Raw genomic sequence first — 21,827 nt, 5'->3', positions numbered from 1 at the left:
GTTGGACTGCGGATTCGCCGCCGCACGCGAGTGCCGCCTGCGTTGCCGCCGTGTTGAATTCCGCCGAAAAATTCCAACGCGAGGCCAGGGCGCCCCAGGCCTCCACCGCAAGCGTGCGCCTGTCGCGTCGACGGTATTTTCATTGGCAGAGCTTGCCCGCCAGTTGCGCGGTCAGTCCGCCGGGATCCGGCTGGCCGTAGACGGACAGCTTCACCCCCTTGCTCCGCGCCCAGCGCGCCAGCCAGGACGGCCCGAAGCGGCCGCTGGCCGCTGCCGGCAGGGCATAGGCCTCGTCGCGCAGCGCGTCTTCCAGCGGCACGAAGCGATAGCCGAGTCCGCGCAGCGCGGCCAGGGTGCGCGGCAGGGTCTCCGCATTCAGGCGGTTGGCATGGAGCAGCAGCACCTGCGGAATCTGCCGGCCGAACAGTTCGGACGACATGGTTTCGAACACCGCGACGGATTCGCGCAGATGGGCCAGGTATTCCTCGACCACGGTGTCGCGCTCGCGCCGCTGCGCGGTGTCCTGCAACTGCTCGTAGACGCAGGCGTACAGATAGTCGTCGTGCTCGATGGTGAACGGCGCGACGGTATAGCCGCGCGCCTGCAGGAATTCCTCGAAGGCGCGCCGCTCGTCCTCGTTGCGGCCGGTCTGGTTGTAGGGATGGCGGTAATAGCGCAGCGGCGCCTGATTGCGCGCGGCAAGCCAGCGCGTGATGGCCTCGCCCTTGACGACGGCGTCCTGCACCTGCGCCAGCGACGCTTGCCCCAGGCCCAGATGGCCGAAATTGTGATTGCCCAGCTCCATGCCCGCGTCCAGCCAGGCCTGCAGCACGGCCACGCCGGCGTCGATACCGCCAGGACGCAGCAGCTTGTCCTCGTTGACGAAGCCGATGGCCTTGGCCTTCTCGTCCTGCAGCGCGCGCAACAGCTGCTGGTTCAGGGCCTGGGTGGCGGCCATGTCCAGCGGTTTGCGCGAATCCAGCGGCAGATCGTCGATGCTGATTGCGATGCGCTTGCCGGCCGGCGGCGCGGCGGCCTGCGCCAGGATGGCGGCCGGAAGCGCGGCGAGGAGCAGCGCCGCGGCGAGTTTCCCAAGCTGTCTGTGCACAACGAATCCTGTCCGTATCGCGCCGCGCGTGCGGCGGCGACGGCCGTGCAACGGCCGCGGCGCAGTCTAGCCGCAGCGGCGGCGCCGGTTGTGCCTTTGGTTGCGGCAAGCAGGCCGCAGTCGTACCGGCAGCCGCAGCGGCAGTTGCAGAAGCGTGACGTCCAATGTGCACCGATCACCTGCGCCGTCGCTCTTGCGGCGACGAACAGATCCTGCCGCCGCTCAGTCGATGCGATACACCCGCGCTTTCGGATAGTCCTCATCCACCTGCAGGAACCAGCGCCCGGCCACGCCGGGTACGACCAGGATCTCCGGCGATTCCAGCGCCTTGCGCAGCTGGATCTCGCCCTTGAGCACCTTCCAGCGCTGGCCGTTCTCCAGCTGGAACTCGGTGCCTGGCGCCCAGCCGCTGACTGTGCCCTTGAGGCGGCTCCTGATGGTGCGGATTTCCAGTTCCATCAGCACGGCGCGCGGTGTTTCGCTGCCGGCGACGACCGCATCGGTTGCCGGCTGCGGCGTCGTTTTTGCGGCAGAGTCCACCGCCTGTTCGGCCTTTTCCCGCAGCAGGCGATTGAGCAGTTCGAGCTGTGCCGGCGTCAGCCCGTCCAGGCCGGTGTCGCGGCGCTGCTCCGGTGTGAGCTGCTGTTCCAGCGGCACATAGGCCGCAGCCGCGAAGACGACGGCCGGCGCCAGCGCGCAGGCCAGGGCCAAAGTGAGGCGTGCCAGTGCCGGCATGACGATTCTCCGCGCGGGGCAGCCGGCCGCGGCGGCCGGCTTTGTCCAGGCGGGGCAGGGTAGAGCGCACCGATGGCAGTTTTGTTACTGCGGCGGTGGTGCGAGTCTGTGCGCTGTCGCTGCGAAGGGCGGTGCGGCATGCCATCTGCGTGGCGGGTTTCCGTGCCCTGCCAGCGCAACGCAAGATGCCGCAACTGGCGCGTGCCCCGGTTTCCCGGTACCGCAATCGCGCGGACGCTGCCGCTGCCCGCGCGATTGCCGCCGCTCAGGGCCAGTAGTCCTTGCCCGCGCGGCCCTCGGCCACGACGACCACATAGTCGTAGCCGAACACCACTTTCTCGAACTCGGTCCCGCCGGCCTTGCGCGCCTTGCGCTGGCGCCGCAGCGGTTCCAGGTCGTACAGGGTCCAGCCTTGCCTGTGCGCGTTCTCCACGAAGCGCATCGCGCCGAAGTCTTCCATCTCCGCCTTGACGTCGTAGCGCTGGGTCCGCAGTCCCTTGTCGGCGACGAAGGGCAGCCAGCGGTTGACCGTGCCGCCGCCCGCCAGCACCAGGATATGCAGCGACTCGCGGCCGTTGCTCGCGGCGAATTCGCTGACGAAGTTGCCGATGTCGAACAGGTTGGTCGGCGTGATGCCGCGGATCATGTGATACGCGCCGAAGCGCAGCAGTGCGCGCGGCTGCTTTTCGCCGGCACTTTCCGCAGCGCGGTAGTACTCCATGAAATGCCGCTTCATCAGCTGGCCGCGCTGGTTGTTGGAACCATAGCCGTCGGTCTTCTGGCCGCGGTAGATCGCGTTGCTCACATCCAGCTCGTCGATCAGCCGCGAAGCCTCGCTGCCCGGCGCGGCGGCGACGCCGGCGCGCAGCTCGGCGAAATCGGCCGGCTGCATATTCAGCAACAGGGCGGCGCCGCCGTCGTGCTTGCCCATGACTTCCTTGTCCGCCGCGGTGCAGCGTCCGATGAAACGGTCCACCGTCTCGCGCGGCTTGCCCGGCGCCGCCAGCTCGCGCAGCCGCTCGAAGATCAGGCCGCAGCTGAAGATGAATTCCTGGTCCAGGCCCCAGATCACATCCTGCTTCTGCCCCTTCTGCCAGGCCACGGCCAGGGCGCCGTCCTCCTGCAGATTGAAGAATGGCAGCGCGCCGGGATAGGCCAGGGCGAATTCGCGCATCTTGTCGTCACGCGCCGCGGCCGCGGCGCGTGACGCTGAATAGGGGCCGACTTCGTAGACCAGATAGCGCGGCGCATCCGCGCCCAGCGACTTGCCCAGGGCGACGACGAACTCGGGCACGTCGGCGAAACCATGGTCTTCGCCGACCAGCACGAACTGGGCCGCGCGTGCGCGCTTGAGCAGCGGCTCCAGACCGGCGCCTTGCAGGCCCGCGGCGCCGACCTGCAACTCGCTGCGGTGTGCCTGCAACAGGCGGGTGAGCGCCTGTTCCGGTGTTTCCTCCGGCGCCTGCGCCGGGGCTTCGGCGGCCTGGACCGACCAGCCCAGGGCGAGTGCAGCGAGCAGGGCGACGGCGCGCCCGGCCCGGCGAAACGGTAATGACATGGTTGTTCCCCATTGAGAATGACGGTGCCGGCCGCGGCGCATACGGGCCGTGCGGCAGTCGGATGCGGTGGCGGCGGGGAATGGTTTAAACCGTCAGCGTGCGGCGGCGGCGGCCTGCGCCGGACCGGCGGGAACGCTCGCCGCAAAAATCATACAAAACTTTTTTCGGTCCACTTGCCCTTGCGAAGGCGGGGCGCACGCCGCCTCAGTCCTCATCCAGCTCCTGGAACCGCGCCGCCAGATAGTCGATCAGCGCGCGTACCGAAGGCACCAGCCCGCGCCGCGAGGCGAATACGGCATGGATGATCTCGTGCCGCGGCGCCCAGCCCGGCAGCAGGCGCACCAGTTCGCCGCGGGCGAGCTGGTCGCGGATCAGCATGTTCGGCAGCTGCACCACGCCGACGCCGGCGATGGCGGCGGCGCGCAGGGTGAGCATGCCGCGGGTGACCAGGCGCGGCTGGTGGCGGATCTGCGCCTGGGCGCCGTCGGGGCCGTGCAGGTTCCACACGTGTTCGCTCTGCGGCAGGCCCAGATCCAGCGAGGGCCAGCGCGGCAGGTCGGCCGGTACTTCGGGATGGCCCAGCTGCTCCAGCAGGCGCGGGCTGGCGACCAGGCATTGCTTGCGTTCGGCCAGGGTGCGCAGGACCAGGTCGGTGTCCTGCAGCGGCGGCGGACGCACGCGGATGGCGAGGTCCATGCCTTCGCCGATCACGTCGACGCGGCGGTTGGTCGCGTCCAGATGCAGTTCGATCTGCGGATACGCGGCGAGGAAGCCCGCGATCATGTCGCCCACGCGCATGTCCAGCAGCATGACCGGACAGGAAACCCGCACCACGCCGCGCGGCTGGGTGCGGCCGAGGTCGATGGCTTCCTCTGCGCTGTCGGCGGCCAGCAGCATGGCTTTGCAGTGGGCGTAGTAGGTCTGGCCGATCTCGGTGACGGAGAAATGCCGCGTCGAGCGCTGGATCAGGCGCACGCCCAGGCGATCCTCCAGCAGGGCGATGCGCCGGCTGAGCTTGGACTTGGGCATGCCCAGTGCGCGTCCGGCCGGTGCGAAGCCGCCGTGGTCGACGTCCTGGGCGAAGTAGTACAGATCGTTCAGATCGCGCATGGCCGGCCAGCGTTCTTCGGATAGGACGCTGAGGCTAAATCCTGCCGCCTACCGGCGCCAGCGCCGCGGCCCTATCTTGGCCGCAGCAGACGGGCAGCTCGCCCGGCGAACAGGAGAACCGCATGAAGAAGATCCTCGGCGTCTACAGCGCCCCGCGCCAGCATTGGGTGGGCGACGGATTCCCGGTCCGTTCGCTGTTCAGCCATGCCAGCCACGGCCAGCACCTCAGCCCCTTCCTGCTGGCGGATTATGCCGGCCCGATCCGCTTTGAACCGGCGCAGCAGCGCCGCGGCGTGGGCCAGCATCCGCACCGCGGCTTCGAGACCGTCACCATCGTCTACCAGGGCGAAGTGGATCACCGCGACTCCACCGGCGCCGGCGGCCATATCGGCCCCGGCGACGTGCAGTGGATGACGGCGGCGGGCGGCATCCTGCACGAGGAATTCCACTCCGATGCCTTCACCCGCGCCGGCGGCGTGCTGGAGATGGTGCAGCTGTGGGTGAATCTGCCCGCGGCGGACAAGCTGGCCGAACCCGGCTACCAGACCTTGCCCGATGCGGACATTCCCGCCGTCGCGCTGCCGGACGGTGCCGGCCAGGTGCGCGTGATCGCCGGCGAATTCCAGGGCCGCCGCGGCCCGGCACGCACCTTCACGCCCATGGACCTGTGGGACCTGCGCCTCAACGCCGGCCACAGCCTGCAATTCGGCGCGGCGCAGGGCCGCACCCTGGCGTTGGTGGTGCTGCGCGGCACCGTGCTGGTCAACGACAGCGAGATCGTGCGCGAAGCCCAACTGGTGCTGTTCGACCGCGAAGCCGGCGACGTGCAGCTGGAAGCCAACAGCGACGCGCTGCTGCTGGTGCTGGGCGGAGAGCCGATCAACGAGCCGGTCGTCGCCTACGGTCCGTTCGTGATGAACACGCCGGAGGAGATCGTGCAGGCAATGGCGGATTTCAATGCGGGGAAGTTTGGCGGGATAGCGGCGTCAGAAGGCGCAGTGCGTATGCCGCCTGAGAAAATCTTGCCAGGCGCCGCGTGAGAAAACTCCCTCTCCCCCAAGCGCGGACGCGCTTTGGGGGAGAGGGCTTTTGCGTCTTTGGCGCGGTGGCGCTGCACCCGTCTCACGCCTTCAGAAACGCCAGCAGATCCGCATTGAGCTTGTCCTTGTGCGTATCCGCCAGCCCGTGCGGCGCACCGGGATAGACGATCAGTTTGGCGTTCTTCACCAGCTTGGCCGCGGCGCGGCCGGCCGTGTCTATCGGCACGATCTGGTCGTCGTCGCCGTGGATGACGAGCGTGGGTATGTCGAATTTCTTCAGGTCTTCGGTGAAGTCGGTCTCGGAGAAGGCCTTGATGCAGTCGTAGGCGTTCTTGTGGCCGGCCTGCATACCCTGCAGCCAGAAGGTGTCGATGATGCCCTGGGACTTTTTCGCGCCGGCGCGGTTGTAGCCGTAGAACGGGCCGCTGGCGATGTCCCGGTACAACTGCGCGCGATCGGCGACGGAGGCGGCGCGCATGCCGTCGAATACGCTGATCGGCAGTCCGCCGGGGTTCTTCTCGGTCTTGAGCATCTGCGGCGGCACGGCCGAGATCAGGCCGGCCCGGGCCACGCGCTTGCTGCCGTGGCGGCCGATGTAGCGCGCGACCTCGCCGCCGCCGGTGGAAAAGCCGAACAGGCTGGCCTGCTGCAGATCGAGCTTTTCCATCAGCTGGGCCAGGTCGTCGGCATAAGTGTCCATGTCGTTGCCGTTCCAGGGCTGGCTGGAACGGCCGTGGCCGCGGCGGTCGTGGGCGATGCAGCGGTAGCCGTTGGACGCGAGGAAAAACATCTGCGATTCCCAGCTGTCCGCATTCAGCGGCCAGCCGTGGCTGAACACGACGGCGGGGCCGCTGCCCCAGTCCTTGTAATAGATCTGCGTGCCGTCGCGGGTGGTGAAGGTGCTGCTCATGCGGCGTGCTCCTGTGGGGTTGGACGAGGCGGTGGCTGCGCCTGCCGGTGCGGCGAGCAGGCCCGGTGGCGCCAGCGCGGCGGCGGTTGCGGCGGCCGTGCCGATCAGCAGGCGGCGGCGCTCCTGGTCCACGGCGGGCTTGGCGGGCTCTTGCGTCATGACGGCGCTCCTGGGCGGGTCTGTCCAGCTTGGCGCGAAGCGGCGGCGTTGGCACGCCCGGGCGCGGTAGGCCGGTCTACCTCGATCGGGTAGGCCATTCTTTTTCCACAGCGTTGCTGAATAGCAAGTTATACCCGGTCCGGCCGCGTCGCGATTGCATGCGCCGGACTGAGCGCCACGGCGTGCGCCCTGGCTGGCGCGGCCGTGAAATTCACTCTTTCGGGTAATCCGCCGGCGCCGCCGTTGCCGCATGCTAGGTAGCGCGCGGAACCGCCGCGGCCGCATGCCGCCGGGCCGGAGAACACAGGCATGAACCAGGCACAGGCACCGATACGGCTGCTCACGGTCGACGACCATCCGCTGCTGCGCGAAGGCATAGCCGCGCTGGTGCAGCATCAGGACGACATGGTCGTGGCCGGCGAAGCCTGCGACGGCGCGGAGGCGCTGGAACAGTTCCGCCGCCTGCGCCCCGACGTGGTGCTGATGGATCTGCAGATGCCCGGATGCGACGGCATCGCGGCAATTGCGGCGATCCGCGCCGAAGCCGCGCAGGCGCGCATCATCGTACTGACCACCTATCGCGGCGATGCGCAGGCGCTGCGCGCGCTCAAGGCCGGCGCCAGCGGCTATCTGCTCAAGACCAGCCTGCGCCGCGAGCTGCTGGACACCATCCGCTGCGTGCACGCGGGCCGCCGCCGCGTGCTGGGCGAGGTCGCCGCCGACATCGCCGAGCATGCCGCCGGCAGCGCGCTGTCCGTGCGCGAGACCGAGGTGCTGCGCTGCGCCGCCGACGGCGCGGCCAACAAGCAGATTGCGCTGCAGCTGGGCGTGACCGAGGAAACGGTCAAGGTGCACATGAAGAACATCCTGGAGAAGCTCGGCGCCAACGACCGCACGCACGCGGTGACGATCGCGGTGCGCCGCGGCATCTTCGCACTGTAGCCATGCCTGCCGTGCCGGTCTGGCAGCGGGCGCTGTGCGCCGTGCTGATGCTGCTGGTCAGCGCGCCGGTGCCGGCGCTGGATCCGGCCGTGCGCGTGGACGAGCTGCTGCATACCGGCTGGACCGTGCAGGACGGCGCGCCGGCCGACATCACCGCGCTGGCGCAGACCGGCGACGGCTTTCTCTGGCTGGGCACGCCCACCGGCCTGTACCGCTTCGACGGCATACAGTTCGAGCGCGTCGCCGCACCGGCCGGCAGCGAATTTCCGTCCCAGGCGGTTTCGGCGCTGTGGGCCAGCGGCAATGCATTGTGGATAGGCTTCCGCTACGGCGGCGCCAGCCTGCTGCGCGACGGCAGGCTGTACAACTACGGCGAAGCCGAGGGCTTTTCCACCGGCACGGTGTTCGGTTTCGCCCAGCAAGACGACGGCCGTGTGTGGGCTGCAACCTACCGCGGCCTGTTGCGACGGCACGGTGAAACCTGGACCTGGATCGGCGCGGCGCAGGGCTTCCCCGGACGCCAGGCCCGCGCCGTGCTGGTCGATAGCGCCGGCGCGGTCTGGGCGGCGTCGGAGGACGCGGTCTACCGCCAGGCGCCCGGCGCGGCGCAGTTCCGGGAAGTGGCGGCCGGTGACTACCCGGTGAGCCGGCTGGCCGAGGACAGGCAGGGCCGGATCTGGGCGGCCCAGCCCGGCGCCGGGCTGCGGCGGTTGAAGGCGCAGCCCGGCGAAGCAGCGCCGGCCGCCGCCCTGGCGCTGCCGGCGCAGGACCTGGCCGTGGACCGCGACGGCGGCTACTGGATCGCGACGCCGGGCGACGGCCTGCGCCGGCTGGTGCAGGGTTTCGCTGCGGAAAATCCAGCGGTGGAAACCTATACGGAAGCCGAGGGGCTGACCGCAAACTTCGTGCGCAGCGTGCTGGAGGATCGCGAAGGCTCGCTGTGGTTCGGCACTGCGGCCGGCCTGGACCGGCTGCGCCGGGTCAATCTGCTGCGCGCGCCGTTTCCCCAGGGCGCGCACGATTTCGCCCTGGCCGCCGACAGCGACGGGTCGCTCTGGGCCGGCACGCGCAACGAGCCGCTGCTGCGACTGCGCGGGCGGCAGGTGGAGCGCAGCGTGGACGAATCCTTCGGCTGCGCCTACCGCGATGCGCACGGCCAGATCTGGCTGGGCGGCCGTTCCGGCATCTGGCAGGTGCGCGACGGCAAGGCCCAGCGCGTGGCCGCGCTGCCGCCGCAGGCGGCCGCCACCGCCGTGCAGGCGCTGGCGCGCGATGCGGACGGCGTGCTGTGGGTATCGCTGAACGTGCCGGGCGTGTTCACGCTCGCCGACGGCTTATGGACGCACCGGCGCGACGCGCCCGAACTGCTGGCGCGGGCCTCGCCGCTGACCTTGCTGGTGGATCGCGCGGGCCGGCGCTGGCTGGGGTTCTCGCATAACCGCATCGTGCTGATCGGGCGCGATGGCGCGCGCGTGCTGGACGCGGGCGACGGACTGGACCTGGGCAATGTCAGCGCCCTGCACGAAGGCGCGCAGCGGCTCTGGGCCGGCGGCGCGCGCGGGCTGGCCTACGCCCAGGGCGAACGCTTCCGCACAGTGCAGGCGCGCGAGGACGGACTGTTCCATGGCATCTCCGGCATCGTCGAGACCGTGGACGGCGATCTCTGGCTGCATGCGGCGCGCGGCGCGCTGCGCATACCGGCGGCGGAACTGCGCCGCGCGCTGGATGAACCCGGCTATCGCGTCGCGGTGGAAATCCACGATGCGCTGGACGGTATGCCCGGCGCGCCGGCGCAGTTCCGGCCGCTGCCGACCCTGGTGCAGGACGGCGACGGCCGTCTCTGGTTCGCCACCACCGGCGGCGTGGCGATGCTGGATCCGCGCCGCCGCGTGCGCAATGTGCTGGCGCCGCCGGTGCTGATCCGCTCGCTCGATGCCGGCGGCGCGGTGCTTTCGCCGGGGCCGGACCTGCGCTTTCCGGCGCATACCACGGCGCTGCGCATACGCTACGTCGGCAACAGCCTGGCCGTGCCCGAGCGTGTGCGTTTCCGCAGCCTGCTGCAGGGGCTGGATGCGGACTGGCAGGACATGGGCGGCCGGCGCGAGGCGGCGTACACCAACCTGGGGCCGGGCCGCTACCGCTTCCAGGTGATCGCTGCCAACGACAGCGGTGTATGGAATACGCAGGGCGCCGGCGTGGATTTCGTGATCGAACCGGCCTGGTTCCAGACCGGCCTGTTCCGCGCCGCGCTGGGTGCCTTCCTGCTGCTGGCCGCCGTGCTGCTGTACCGCTGGCGCCTGCGCCAGATCGCGCGCCGCCTGCGCGCGCAGAACGAAGTGCGCCAGGAGGAGCGCGAACGCATCGCGCGCGAACTGCACGACACCTTGCTGCAGGGCGTGCAGGGGCTGCTGCTGCGGTTCCAGGCGGCGGCCGAACGGGTGCCCGATGCGGCGGCGCGGCGCGGGCTGGAACAGGCTCTCGATGTGGCCGAGCAGGTGCTGGCCGAAGGCCGCGACCGCGTCATGGAACTGCGCCCCGCCGCACCGCCGGGATTGCCGCTGGCCGAGGCGCTGCAGGCGGTGGCGCTGGAACAGACGCCGCTGCATGCCTGCGGCTTCGAACTCAGCGTGGCCGGCCGGCCGCGGGCCTTGCTGCCGGCTTTCGCCGGCGAGGTGTACTGCATCGCGCGCGAGGCCCTGGTTAATGCGTATCGCCATGCCGCGCCAGCGACGGTGCTGGTGCTGATCGACTACGGCGAGCGCGAATTCCGCCTGCGCATCTGCGACGACGGCCGCGGCCTGGACGACGCCGTGCTGCGCGCCGGCGGCCGCAGCGGGCATTTCGGCCTGGCCAGCATGCGCGAGCGCGCCGAGCGCCTGGGCGCGCGGCTGAGCCTGCGCAGCCGCGCCGGCGCCGGTACCGAAATCGAACTGCGCAGCGCCGCGGCACGCAGTTATGCGCTGGCGCCGCGGCGCGGATTGCGCTGGCGGCGGTAGGCCTGCGCGGTACGGCGCGCGTTGCGCCGGCCCGCACCGCACCGGAATTACCGGCTAGATGCCGGGCCGCCGCAGCCAGCTCCAGCGCCGCGGGCGATCGCCGAAGGCTACCTGGCGCGGCACGTCCAGGCGTACCTCGGTGCCCTGCGGCGTGATCCGCTGCAGCGACAGGCGCGCACCCAGGCGCTCGGCGCGTTCGCGCATGCCGACCAACCCCCAGTGGCCGTCGCGGCGGCCCTGGCGCAGCACGTTCTCGTCCAGGCCGCGGCCGTCATCGCGCAGGCGCAGGGCCAGGCTGCGCAGGCCGTAGCGCAGCTCCAGCGTGATCTGGCTGGCCTGGGCATGCAGGAAGGCGTTGCGCAGGGCTTCGCGGGCGATGTCGAGCACGTCCTCGCAGACCGGCGGGCACAGCGGCCGCTCGTGTCCCTGCACCTGCAGGCGGAAAGCCGTGCCGTGGGTGGCGGCAAGTTCTTCGCCGATCGCGCGCAGCGCCGCGGACAGCGGCAATTCCGCGCTGACCTCGCCGCGCAGCGCGACGATCTTGTCGCGGCCTTCCACGGCCATGGCGCGGGCCTGTTCGACGGCCTTGTCCAGCGCGGCGCGGCGCGGGTCGTCCTCGTCCATGGCGAAGGACAGGGCCTGCAGGCGCAGCAGCAGGCCCTGCACGCCCTGCAGCAAGGTGTCGTGCAGCTCGCGCGCGATGCGCTCGCGCTCGCCGGTGCGTTCCTCCAGGCGCAGCCGTATGCGTTCGGCCATCAGGCGCAGCCGCCACAGGTACAGCGCCGCGGCCAGCGCGGCCAGCAGCAGCGCGCCGAGCAGGTAGAACCAGGCGGTCTGGAAGAAGCGCGGCGCGATGGAGAATTGCAGGGTGGCGCCGTCCTCGTTCCAGCGGCCGTCGTCATTGGCCGCGATCACCTGGAAGCTGTAGTCGCCGGGGCCGAGATTGGTATACGTGGCCTCGCGCCGGCTGCCGGCCTCCTGCCACTGCGTATCGACGCCGCGCAGGCGGTGGCGGAACACGACCCGGTCGGGCACGGCCAGGCTGGTTGCGGTGTATTCCACACGTATATTCGTGGTGTCCTGCGGCAGGCGCAGGCCGGGCACGGGCGGATGGCGCCGGCCGGCCGCGTGCACCGCGTCGATCAGCAGCGCCGGCGCCACCGGATTGCGGCGCAGATCGGCCGGATCCAGCCAGGCCAGACCCTGGTTGGTGACCACCCAGACCTTGTGCGCGCCGTCGCTCACCGCGGTGGGCACGGTGGGCTCCTGCAGCGCGATGCCGTTGAGACCGTCGCGGTAGTCGTACAGGCGCAGCGCCGGCGCCCGGCCCGGTTCGCTCCAGGCGCGCTCCAGCTCCGCCGCGGCCAGATGCACTACGCCGCCGGCGCTGTTGAGCCAGATATCGCCGTCGGCAGCACGTACCAGGCCGGACACGCCGGTCAGCGCATGCGCATCGGCCGGCATCAGGGTCTCGAAGCGTTCGCCGCGAAGGCGCGCGAGGCCGCCGTCGCCGGCGACCAGCACCTCGCCGCCGCTGGGCGCGATGACGCCGATATTGCCGACGGCCAGCCCCTGCGCGTTGCCATAGCGCTGCACCACGCCCGCGCGCAGTCGCAGCAATTCGTCGCCGGCATAGCCCAGCCAGACCGTGCCGTCGGCCGCGGCGGCCAGCGCGCGCGGCGTGCGGCCGGCGTAGGCGGCGCCCAGCTCGACGCGCTGCCAGGCGCTGCCGTCGTGGCGCAGCAGGCCGGGGCCGGAATAGGCTGCCAGCAGCGCGCCGTCCGGCGCGGCCGCGAGCAGGCGCAGATCTTCCGGCGTGGCTGCATCGGGCAGTGCGAGTTCGATCGCACGTCCCTGTTCGAAGCGTGCGAGACGGCCGAAGCGGTCCAGCCAGACCTGGCCCTGCGCGCCGAGCACGATGGCGCGCACTTCGCCGAGGTCCTCGGCCAGCACCGTATCGCCGCGGCGCAAGGTGCCGGCGTGGGCGGTCCACAGCGCGCCGGCCGCATCGACGGCGGCGGCCGATTCGGGCAGGCGCGCGGCGCCGCTGCGCTGTAAAAAGTGCACATTGTTGCGGTGCAGGCTGTTCAGCCCGAGATTGGTGCCTATCCAGATCGTGCCTTCGCGGTCTTCCAGCAGCGGCACGGCCACATCGGCGCTGAGGCCGCCGGCGCGGTTGTAGGCCGTGATTTCGGCCTGGGTATCGTCGAGACGGACGCGGTAGGCGCCGCCGCGGCCGGCGTCGCTGCCCCAGAGATTGCCTTCGCGGTCGAACAGCAGGCGCAGCGAATGCGCGGCGTAGCGGCGTGCCGGCTGCGGCTGCTGCGGCGCGACGCCGGCCAGCGGCGGCAGCGTGCGTGTGCCGCCGGCGTCGGACAGCCAGATCGCGCCGTCGGGCGCCTGCGCCAGCGTGGCGTCCTTGCCCGCGGCCACGCCGCTGTCGACGAAGCGGCGCGCGCCGCGCGGCAGGTAGAAGACGTGCGCGGCATTGCTCACCCACACGGTGCCGGCGCGGTCGGCCATGACCCAGTCGGCACGCCGGCCCGGGTAGTTCCAGTGTTCGCCTATGCGTTCGGCGCGGCCCTGGTGCAGGCGCGCCAGGCCGCCGCGGCCGGCAATCCACAGCGCGCCTGCGCTGTCTTCGGCCAGCGCGATGACCATGCCTTCGGGCAGGCCCTGCGTAGTGTCGTAATGGGTGAGTTCGCCGCCGCGCAGCAGGCTGACGCTGCCCGCGTAGCTGCCCAGCCACAGGCCGCCGGCGGCGCTCTGATGCAGGGCGGTGATGTTGTTGCTGCGGAAGGCGCGGCCGGCCGGCGGATCGAAGCGTTCAAAGCGCACGCCGTCGAAGCGATAGAGGCCGTTACCCGTGCCCAGCCAGAGCAGGCCGTCGGCGGACTGGGCCAGGGCCCAGATATCGGCCGGCGCGCCCTGCTGCAGCGACCACGCGGTCAGGCGGTATTGCGGCGCCGCGGCGCTAGCCCGCGCCGTGACCGCGAACAGGCCGCAGGCGAGTGCGGGCAGCACGATCCGCGCCAGTGCAGCAAAGGCCGCATTCACCGGGAAAATCCTCCTGCGGGGGCTGCCGATTCACCCGATCGGGGCATTGAACGGGCCGCGATCGTAGCGGATATTGCCCGGGTGCAGTGGCCGCGGCGATCCGCGCGCCCGCGCCGCGAGCGAGGTCGAAGGCATGGACGGCGAGAACGAAACGATCCGGGTACTGGTCGCCGACGATCATCCGGTCATGCGTGACGGCCTGCGTGCGGCAATCGAGAGCGCCGCCGATCTGGCCGTCGTGGGCGAAGCCGTGGACGGCGCCGAGGCGCTGGCGCGTTTCCGCGAACTGTTGCCCGACGTCATCCTGCTCGACCTGCAGATGCCGCAGATGGACGGCCTGCAGGCCATCGCCGCGATACGCGGCGAATTCCCGGCCGCGCGCATCGTCGTCCTCACCACCTATCCCGGCGACGTGCGCGCCAAGCAGGCGCTGGCCCTGGGCGCGACGGCGTATCTGCTCAAGACCTCGACCCGCGCCGAAATCCTCGGCGCCCTGCGCGCGGCCGCCGCGGGCCGGCGCGTGATCGCCAGCGAAGTGGCCAGCGAAGTCGCTTCGCACGCGGCCTCGGAAATGCTGACGCCGCGCGAACTCAGTGTGCTGGGCCTGGTCGCCTCGGGCCATTCCAACAAGCGCATAGGCGAGCTGCTGTGCATTTCCGAGGACACGGTCAAGGCGCGGCTGAAGAATGTCCTCGCCAAGCTGGGCGCTTCCGACCGCACCCATGCGGTGACGATAGCGCTGAGGCGCGGTTTTCTTGCTTCGTAGCTTTGTGCGCAATACCTCGATCGGGTAGGGCAAGTTCACCCGATCAAGGATGCCCGGGGCGCGGCATGCGGCGCAGACTGCATCCCGCGCAACGCCGCCCTGATCCGCCACGCTGGAGGAACGACCATGTCCGTCAATGCCACGCCCACGCCCGCCCAGGGCCTGCTGTCGCCCGTCAATCACGCCCTCGTGATGATCGACTTCCAATCGCAGATGGCCTTCGCCACGCATTCCATCGACGCCGTCACCCTGCGCAACAACGCCGCCCTGGTCGCGCATGCGGCGGCCAGCTTCAAGGTGCCGGCGGTGCTGACCACGGTGGCGGAGAAGAGTTTTTCCGGCCCCATGTTCGAGGAGATCACGCGCGCTTTTCCTGGCCAGGGCCTGCTCGATCGCACCTCGATGAACACCTGGGAGGACGAGGGCGTGATCCGCACGATCAACCAGATCGGCAAGCGCCGCCTGGTACTGTGCGGCCTGTGGACTTCGGTCTGCATCGTAGGCCCGGCGCTGTCGGCGCTGGAGCAGGGGTTCGAGGTCTATGTGATCGCCGACGCCTGCGGCGATGTCTCGGCCGAGGCGCACCAGCGGGCGATGGAGCGCATGATCCAGGCCGGCGTGCGGCCCATGACCGCGCTGCAATACCTGCTGGAATTGCAGCGCGACTGGGCGCGCGCCGAGAGCTACGACAGCACCACCGGCATCGCCAAGATCTACGGCGGTGCCTATGGCCTGGGCATCATCTATGCCAAGACCATGTTTGGCGCGCACGAAGGCTGACCGACTATCGCCGCTGCTGGAGCTCGTAGGATGAAGCCATATCTGTTTGCGCTGGGCGCCGGTCTGCTCGTCGGCATCATCTACAGCCTGCTGCAGGTGCGTTCGCCGGCGCCGCCGGTGATCGCCCTGGTCGGCCTGCTCGGCATCCTGCTCGGCGAACAGCTGCCGCCGTTGCTGCGGCACTGGTTGCAGCCGCAGCCGCCGGCGACGAGCTGGCTGCACGACCAGGTGCGTCCGCACGTGTTCGGCGAGCTGCCGCAGTGCGCGCGCCGCACCGATTCCACCACGCCGGGAGACCAGGCATGAACGCGGCGGCGCCTCCGGACCTGATCCTGCACAGCGGCCTGTTCACCACGCTGGACAAGCGCAATCCCACCGCTTCCGCCGTCGCGATCAGCGGCGGCCGTTTCAGCCAGATCGGCCAGAGCGCGCAGATCCTGCCGCTGGCCGGGCCGCAGACGCAGGTGATCGACCTGCGCGGCCGGCGCGTGCTGCCGGGGCTGATCGACAATCACCTGCACATCATCCGCGGCGGGCTGAATTTCAACCTGGAACTGCGCTGGGACGGCGTACGCAGCCTGGCCGATGCCATGGCCATGCTGCGCCAGCAGGTGGCGCGCACGCCGGCGCCGCAGTGGGTGCGCGTGGTCGGCGGCTTCAGCGAACACCAGTTCGAGGAAAAGCGCCTGCCCACGCTGGAAGAACTCAATGCGGCCGCGCCGGACACGCCGGTGTTCATCCTGCACCTGTACGACCGCGCCCTGCTCAACGCCGCGGCGCTGCGCGCGGTCGGCTATACCCGCGACACGCCGGATCCGCCCGGCGGCGAGATCCTGCGCGATGCCCAGGGCAATCCGGACGGACTGCTGCTGGCCAAGCCCAACGCGGGCATCCTGTACGCGACCCTGGCCAAGGGCCCGCGCCTGCCGCCGGAATACCAGCTCAATTCCACCCGGCACTTCATGCGCGAACTCAACCGCCTGGGCGTGACCGGCGCCATCGACGCCGGCGGCGGCCTGCAGAACTATCCCGAAGACTATGCCGTGATCCAGCAGCTGGCCGACGCCGGCCAGCTGACCATACGCCTGGCCTACAACCTGTTCACGCAGAAGCCCAAGCAGGAGAAGGACGACTTCCTGCGCTGGGCGCAAAGCTCGCGCTACCAGCAGGGCGACGACTATTTCCGCCATAACGGCGCCGGCGAGATGCTGGTGTTCTCGGCGGCGGACTTCGAGGATTTCCGCCAGCCGCGGCCGGACATGCCGGCGCAGATGGAGGACGAACTCGAAGCCGTGGTGCGCATCCTGGTGCAGAACCGCTGGCCCTGGCGCATGCACGCCACCTATGACGAAACCATCAGCCGCGCGCTGGATGTGTTCGAGCGCGTGAACCAGGAGCTGCCGCTGGCCGGGCTGAACTGGTTCTTCGATCACGCCGAGACCATTTCCGAGGCGAGCATGGAGCGCATCGCCGCGCTCGGCGGCGGCGTCGCCATCCAGCATCGCATGGCCTACCAGGGCGAATATTTCGTCGAACGCTACGGTGCCGGCGCGGCCCAGGCCACGCCGCCGGTGGCGCGCCTGCTCGAATCGGGCGTCAAGCTTTCCGCCGGCACCGATGCGACCCGCGTGGCTTCGTACAACCCCTGGGTTTCGCTGGCCTGGCTCATCACCGGCCGCACCGTCGGCGGCCTGCAGCTGTATCCGCAGCGCAATTGTCTGGATCGCGAGACCGCGCTACGCCTGTGGACCGAGAACGTCACCTGGTTCTCCAACGAGGAAGGCAAGAAGGGCCGCATCGAGACCGGCCAGCTGGCCGACCTGCTGGTGCCGGACCGGGATTTCTTCGCCTGTGCCGAGGCCGAGATCGCCGACACCAGTTCGCTGCTCACCGTCGTCGGCGGACGCATCGTCTACGCCGCCGGCGAGTTCGCCGCCCACGACACACCGCCGCCGCCGGCCATGCCGGACTGGTCGCCGGTGCGCCGCTATGGCGGCTACGCCGCCTGGAATGCCCAGCCGCAGGCGCGCGAGGCCGTGACCTGTGGCTGTGCGCGTTCCTGCGCGGTGCACGGCCATGACGACGCCTGGGCGCGCACGCCGCCGGTCGCCGCGGCCGATCTCAAGAGTTTCTGGGGGGCGCTGGGCTGCGCCTGCTGGGCGGTCTGACGTGGCCGCGCCGATGCATTGGCTGCGTGGCCTGGCGGGAGACCGGCGCGTGCACTGGCTGGCCCTGCTGGCGCTGTGCGGCGCGTATCTGCAGGGCGGCCTGGTCAAGGCGCTGGATTTCCCGGGTGCACTGGCGGAAATGCGGCATTTTGGACTTGTACCAGAAGCGCCGTTCGCCGTCGCCGTGATCGTGCTGGAACTGGGCGCCGCGCTGCTGGTGCTCAGCGGCCGCGGCCGCTGGCTGGGCGCGTTGGTACTGGCCGGCTTCACCGTCGCAGCCAGCTTCGTCGCCAACCGCTTCTGGCAGGCGCCGCCGGAGCAGGCACTGATGCTGGCCAATGCCTTTTTCGAGCATATGGGCCTGGCCGGTGCTTTCGTGCTGGTGGCCTGCCGCGACCTGGCGGCCGTCGCGCCGGTGCCCGCATGAGCGCCGGCGGCGGCGGGCTGGCGCCGCTGCGCAACACCACGTTTGCCGTGCTGTGGGCGGCAACGGTGCTGGGCAATGTGGGCAGCTTCATGCGCGACGTGGCCAGCGCCTGGATGGCGACGGAGCTGTCGCCCAGCCCGACCGCGGTCGCGCTGATCCAGACCGCTGCCAGCCTGCCGGTATTCCTGCTGGCGATACCCGCCGGCGTGCTGTCGGATATCTGGGACCGGCGCCGTTTCCTGATCGCCGCGCAGCTGCTGCTGGCCATGGTCAGCAGCAGCCTGCTGCTGCTGTCCTGGCGCGGCGCGCTGACAGTGGAATACCTGATTGCGCTGACCTTCGTCGGCGGCGTCGGCATGGCCCTGGTCGCACCGACCTGGCAGGCGATAGTCCCGGAGCTGGTACCGCGCGAGCAGATCCGCGCCGCGGTGACGCTGAATTCTGTCGGTGTGAACATTGCGCGCGCGATCGGCCCGGCCCTGGGCGGCGTGCTGCTGGCGGCGCTGGGCGCGGCGGTGGCATATGCGGCCGACGTATTGACCTACGTGTTCGTGATCGGCGCGCTGCTGTGGTGGCGCCGGCCCGCGCCGGCCGGCGACGCGCTGCCGGAGGATTTCCTCGGCGCCTTCCGCGCCGGCCTGCGCTATGCCCGGCGCAGCCGCGAGCTGCACCGCGTACTGCTGCGCGCCGCGCTGTTTTTCGCCTGCGCCAGCGTGAGCTGGGCGCTGCTGCCGCTGGTCGCGCGCGGCCTGCTCGGCGGCGGCGCGGGTTTCTACGGCGTGCTGCTGGGCGCGGTCGGCGCCGGCGCCATCTTCGGCGCGCTGCTGCTGCCCGCGCTGCGCGTGCGGCTGTCGGCGGACCAGTTGCTGCTGGCGTCGGCCTGGATCACCGCCGGCGTGCTCGCTGCGCTGGTACTGCGGCCGCCGCAGTGGCTGGCGGTGCTGGCGCTGTTGCTGCTGGGCATCTCCTGGATCGCCGCGTTGACCACCTTCAACGGCGTGGCCCAGGCGGTGCTGCCCAATTGGGTGCGCGGACGCGGCCTGGCCATCTATCTCACCGTGTTCAACGGCGCCATGGCGCTGGGCAGCCTGGGCTGGGGCCTGGCGGCACAGCGCCTCGGCGTGGCTACCACCTTGCTCGCCGGCGCGGTCGGCCTGGCCGCGAGCAGCCTGCTGCTGTACCGGCTGCGTCTGCCCACGGGCGAAGCCGATCTGCAGCCGTCGAATCACTGGCCCGAGCCGCTGGCCAGCCCGGATCTGGAACATGACCGCGGCCCGGTGCTCATCCAGATCGAATATGAGATCGACGCGGCCGATCGCGCCGCCTTCCTCGCCGTGGTGCGGCGCCTGTCGCAGGCGCGCCTGCGCGACGGCGCCTATGCCTGGGGCGTGGCCGAGGATGCCGCGGCGCCGCGGCGCATCGTCGAATGGTTTCTGGTCGAATCCTGGGCCGAGCACCTGCGCCAGCACCGGCGCGTATCCAACGCCGACGCCGATCTGCAGCGCGAGGCCTTGCTGTTCCACCGCGGCGCGGAACCGCCGAAAGTGCAGCACTTCCTGAGCCTGCGCGCCGGCCGCGGCGACGGCGGTTGAGTCATGGCGCGGCGGCGATACGGGTTCCGGTGCTGGCCGGCGCTGGCGGTCTGCCTGGTGTCGGGGCTGATGCTGGGGCGGGCGGCTGGAGCACGGCAGGAAGCGCAGCGCAACGCGCAGTCCCAGGCACAATCCCAAGCGCAGTCCGAAGCACAGTCCCAAGCACAGTCCGAAACGCGGCGGCCGCTGCCGCAGTCCAATCGCTGGCAGGAGGATTGGTCCGCGTATGGAAGAAGTGGCAAATGCTGTGCGCCCGCGGACAGGCTGAAATACATCGCGCTGCCCGCCCTGAGCGAACAAGCCTTTCTTTCGCTGGGCCTGAACCTGCGCGAACGCTGGGAATCCGCCGATGCGGCCGGCTTCGGCGCCGCCGGCCAGAGCGCCGACAGCTGGCTGCTGCAGCGTCTGCAAGCCCATGCCGACCTGCGCTTCGACGCGCACTGGCGCGTCTTTGTGCAGATCGAGGACGTGCGCAGCCTCGGTAAGCGCGCGCCCGGTCCGGCCGACCGCAATCCGCTGGACCTGCGCTTGGCCTTTCTCGCTTATGTGCGGCCTCTGGCCGACGGCTGGCTCAAGCTGCGCGCGGGCCGGCAGGATTTTGCCTTCGACCTGCAGCGCTTCGCCTCGCTGCGCGACGGGCCGAATGTGCGCCAGTCCTTCGACGCGCTCTGGGCGGATGTGGAGCGCGGCCGCTGGCGCCTGATCGCGTTTGCCAGCCAGCCGGTGCAGTACCGGGCGCAGTCCGCTTTCGACGATCGTTCAGACCGCGGCCTGCGCTTCCATATGTTCCGCGCCGAGCGCCAGCTGGCCGGCGGCAACGAGTTGTCGGCCTTCCATGCCTGGTATGCCGAGGATGGCGCAGGCTGGGCCGGCGTGAGCGGCAACGAACGCCGCCGTGTGACGGACCTGCGCTTCGCCGGCAAGCGCGGCGACTGGGACTGGGATCTGGAAGCGATGGGTCAGCGCGGCCGCATCGCCGAGGGGCGCATCCGCGCCTGGGCCGTCGGTGCGCGTCTGGGTCTCACGTTCGCCGACAGCGCACTGCAGCCGCGTCTGGGCCTGCAGATGGATGCGGCTTCGGGTGACCGGCGCGCGGGCGATGCTCATGTGGAAACCTTCAATCCGCTGTTCCCCAACGGCGGCTACTACTTCACGCTGGCGGGCTATACCGGCTATGCAAATCTGCTGCATGTGCGCCCGTCGTTGAGCCTGCGGCCGCTGGCGCCACTGAAACTGTCACTGTCCTACGGCCTGCAGTGGCGGCAGAGCCGCGCCGATGCGGTGTATCTGCAGCCGGCAGTGCCGCTGGCCGCTACGGCGGGTGCAGCTTCGCGCTGGACGGGTGCGTATACACAGGTGCGCGGGGATTGGACGTTGTCGCCGTATCGGACTTTCGCGATCGAGGCGGTGCGTTTCGAGGCCGGCGCGGCGGTGCGGGCGGCGGGAGGGCGGGATGCGGGGTATCTGGGGGTGGAGTACAAGTGGGCGTGGTAGACGGCGGATGGCGGGCGCGAGAGCGTGCCTGAGAAAAGCCCTCCCCCCAAGCGCGTTTACGCGCTTGGGGGGAGGGAGTTTTTCGCTTTTTCTCAAAGGGGCCGGCAAATTTCACTTGCCAAAAAACGCATTCCGCTGCACGTCCAATGCGAATCCCGAATCCCGAACCTCAGGGCAGATCGAACACCAGCACTTCCGCCGCCTTGCCGTTGCCCAGCCGGATGCTGCTTTCGCCTTCGATGCTCAAGGCGTCGCCGGCCTTGAGCGTCTGGCCGTTGACTTCGATTTCGCCGCGGGCGACGTGGACGTAGCCGCGGCGGCCGCTGGCGAGCGGGTGTTCGGCGTTTTCCGTGCCGTCGAACAGGCCGGCAAGGAGAAAGGCCTGCTGGTTCATGCGCAGCGAACCGTCGCGGCCGTCGGGGGAGACCAGCAGGCGCAGGCGGCCGCGCTTTTCCGCATCGGTGAAATGCTTTTCCTCGTAACTGGGCGCGTGGCCGTTGCGGTCGGGGAAGATCCAGATTTGCAGGAAATGCACGGTTTCGTCCGGCGAGTGGTTGAACTCGCTGTGACGCACGCCGTGGCCGGCGCTCATGCGCTGAACATCGCCGGGGCGCAGCACCGAGCCGGTGCCCAGGCTGTCCTTGTGCTCCAGCGCGCCGGCCAGCACGTAGGAGATGATTTCCATGTCCTGATGGCCGTGGGTGCCGAAGCCCTGGCCGCCGGCGACGCGGTCCTCGTTGATCACGCGCAGCGGGCCGAAGCCCATATGGCGCGGGTCGCGGTATTCGGCGAAGGAGAAGGTGTGCCGGGAGCTGAGCCAGCCATGTTCGGCGCGGCCGCGTTCTTCACTCTTGCGAAGCTGCATCATGGGCGTTCTCCGGTAAGCTGTGCGAAAATTTCGATGCTTGATCGTTTTGCCGGATTCATCAGCTTTGCGGGAAATTCCCTGGGCCTGATCCGATGGCGCACAGTATGGGCGCGTGC

17 protein-coding genes are annotated in these 21,827 nt (G+C 70.2%); 10 read left to right on the top strand and 7 right to left on the bottom strand.

The window, feature by feature from the left end; genetic code table 11:
* Window positions 1–139: 139 nt before the first annotated feature.
* From NM961_RS03815 to NM961_RS03800, 4 genes are all read right to left on the bottom strand, one after another.
* Window positions 140–1,108, bottom strand: coding sequence for a polysaccharide deacetylase family protein (locus NM961_RS03815; protein ID WP_255911450.1), 969 nt, complete (start codon window positions 1,106–1,108; stop codon window positions 140–142).
* A gap of 222 nt (window positions 1,109–1,330) precedes the next feature.
* A complete protein-coding gene (locus NM961_RS03810) occupies window positions 1,331–1,843 on the bottom strand; it encodes a hypothetical protein (protein WP_255911448.1) in 513 nt (170 codons plus the stop codon).
* A 265-nt stretch (window positions 1,844–2,108) separates the two neighbouring features.
* Window positions 2,109–3,401, bottom strand: coding sequence for a hypothetical protein (locus NM961_RS03805; protein ID WP_255911446.1), 1,293 nt, complete (start codon window positions 3,399–3,401; stop codon window positions 2,109–2,111).
* Window positions 3,402–3,606: 205 nt separating this feature from the next.
* Entirely contained in the window at window positions 3,607–4,512 is a 906-nt protein-coding gene (locus tag NM961_RS03800) for a LysR family transcriptional regulator (RefSeq protein WP_255911444.1), read from the bottom strand.
* Window positions 4,513–4,634: 122 nt separating this feature from the next.
* Between NM961_RS03800 and NM961_RS03795 the strand changes: the two genes are divergently transcribed.
* Window positions 4,635–5,552 (top strand): pirin family protein, encoded by a 918-nt coding sequence (locus NM961_RS03795; protein WP_255911442.1) that lies wholly within the window; start codon window positions 4,635–4,637, stop codon window positions 5,550–5,552.
* A gap of 82 nt (window positions 5,553–5,634) precedes the next feature.
* Here NM961_RS03795 and NM961_RS03790 read toward each other — a convergent pair whose 3' ends face one another.
* Window positions 5,635–6,462, bottom strand: a complete 828-nt coding sequence (locus tag NM961_RS03790; RefSeq protein WP_255912187.1) for an alpha/beta fold hydrolase — start codon at window positions 6,460–6,462, stop codon at window positions 5,635–5,637.
* A gap of 468 nt (window positions 6,463–6,930) precedes the next feature.
* Here NM961_RS03790 and NM961_RS03785 point away from each other — a divergent pair, with 468 nt between their 5' ends.
* Both NM961_RS03785 and NM961_RS03780 read left to right on the top strand, forming a co-directional pair.
* Window positions 6,931–7,563, top strand: coding sequence for a response regulator (locus tag NM961_RS03785; protein WP_255911440.1), 633 nt, complete (start codon window positions 6,931–6,933; stop codon window positions 7,561–7,563).
* 2 nt (window positions 7,564–7,565) lie between these two features.
* A complete protein-coding gene (locus NM961_RS03780; RefSeq protein WP_255911438.1) occupies window positions 7,566–10,559 on the top strand; it encodes a sensor histidine kinase in 2,994 nt (997 codons plus the stop codon).
* A 54-nt stretch (window positions 10,560–10,613) separates the two neighbouring features.
* Here NM961_RS03780 and NM961_RS24100 read toward each other — a convergent pair whose 3' ends face one another.
* Window positions 10,614–13,616, bottom strand: a complete 3,003-nt coding sequence (locus NM961_RS24100) for a sensor histidine kinase (RefSeq protein WP_255911436.1) — start codon at window positions 13,614–13,616, stop codon at window positions 10,614–10,616.
* Window positions 13,617–13,749: 133 nt separating this feature from the next.
* On the opposite strand from NM961_RS24100, the gene NM961_RS03770 reads away from it, so the two are divergent.
* From NM961_RS03770 to NM961_RS03740, 7 genes are all read left to right on the top strand, one after another.
* A complete protein-coding gene (locus NM961_RS03770) occupies window positions 13,750–14,382 on the top strand; it encodes a response regulator transcription factor (protein WP_255912185.1) in 633 nt (210 codons plus the stop codon).
* Window positions 14,383–14,508: 126 nt separating this feature from the next.
* Window positions 14,509–15,162 (top strand): hydrolase, encoded by a 654-nt coding sequence (locus NM961_RS03765; protein ID WP_255911434.1) that lies wholly within the window; start codon window positions 14,509–14,511, stop codon window positions 15,160–15,162.
* A gap of 30 nt (window positions 15,163–15,192) precedes the next feature.
* Window positions 15,193–15,468, top strand: a complete 276-nt coding sequence (locus NM961_RS03760) for a DUF1427 family protein (protein ID WP_255911432.1) — start codon at window positions 15,193–15,195, stop codon at window positions 15,466–15,468.
* A complete protein-coding gene (locus tag NM961_RS03755) occupies window positions 15,465–17,330 on the top strand; it encodes an amidohydrolase (protein WP_255911430.1) in 1,866 nt (621 codons plus the stop codon). The genes NM961_RS03760 and NM961_RS03755 overlap by 4 nt, the downstream gene beginning before the upstream one ends.
* A gap of 49 nt (window positions 17,331–17,379) precedes the next feature.
* Window positions 17,380–17,757, top strand: a complete 378-nt coding sequence (locus NM961_RS03750) for a DoxX family protein (RefSeq protein ID WP_255911428.1) — start codon at window positions 17,380–17,382, stop codon at window positions 17,755–17,757.
* Window positions 17,754–19,349, top strand: a complete 1,596-nt coding sequence (locus NM961_RS03745; protein WP_255911426.1) for an MFS transporter — start codon at window positions 17,754–17,756, stop codon at window positions 19,347–19,349. Before NM961_RS03750 ends, NM961_RS03745 begins: the two co-directional genes overlap by 4 nt.
* Window positions 19,350–19,406: 57 nt before the next feature.
* Entirely contained in the window at window positions 19,407–20,843 is a 1,437-nt protein-coding gene (locus tag NM961_RS03740) for an alginate export family protein (RefSeq protein ID WP_255911425.1), read from the top strand.
* 169 nt (window positions 20,844–21,012) lie between these two features.
* On the opposite strand, the gene NM961_RS03735 is transcribed toward NM961_RS03740, so the two are convergent.
* The gene (locus NM961_RS03735; protein WP_255911423.1) at window positions 21,013–21,711 is read right to left on the bottom strand and encodes a pirin family protein; all 699 of its coding nucleotides are present in this window, start codon (window positions 21,709–21,711) and stop codon (window positions 21,013–21,015) included.
* Between the last annotated feature and the right edge of the window lie 116 nt (window positions 21,712–21,827).

Origin of the sequence: Tahibacter harae, from assembly GCF_024437735.1 — a bacterium.
GTDB lineage: Bacteria > Pseudomonadota > Gammaproteobacteria > Xanthomonadales > Rhodanobacteraceae > Tahibacter > Tahibacter harae.
The sequence above is the reverse complement of the archived record's forward strand: the minus strand, read 5'-3'. Positions and strand labels throughout refer to the sequence as shown.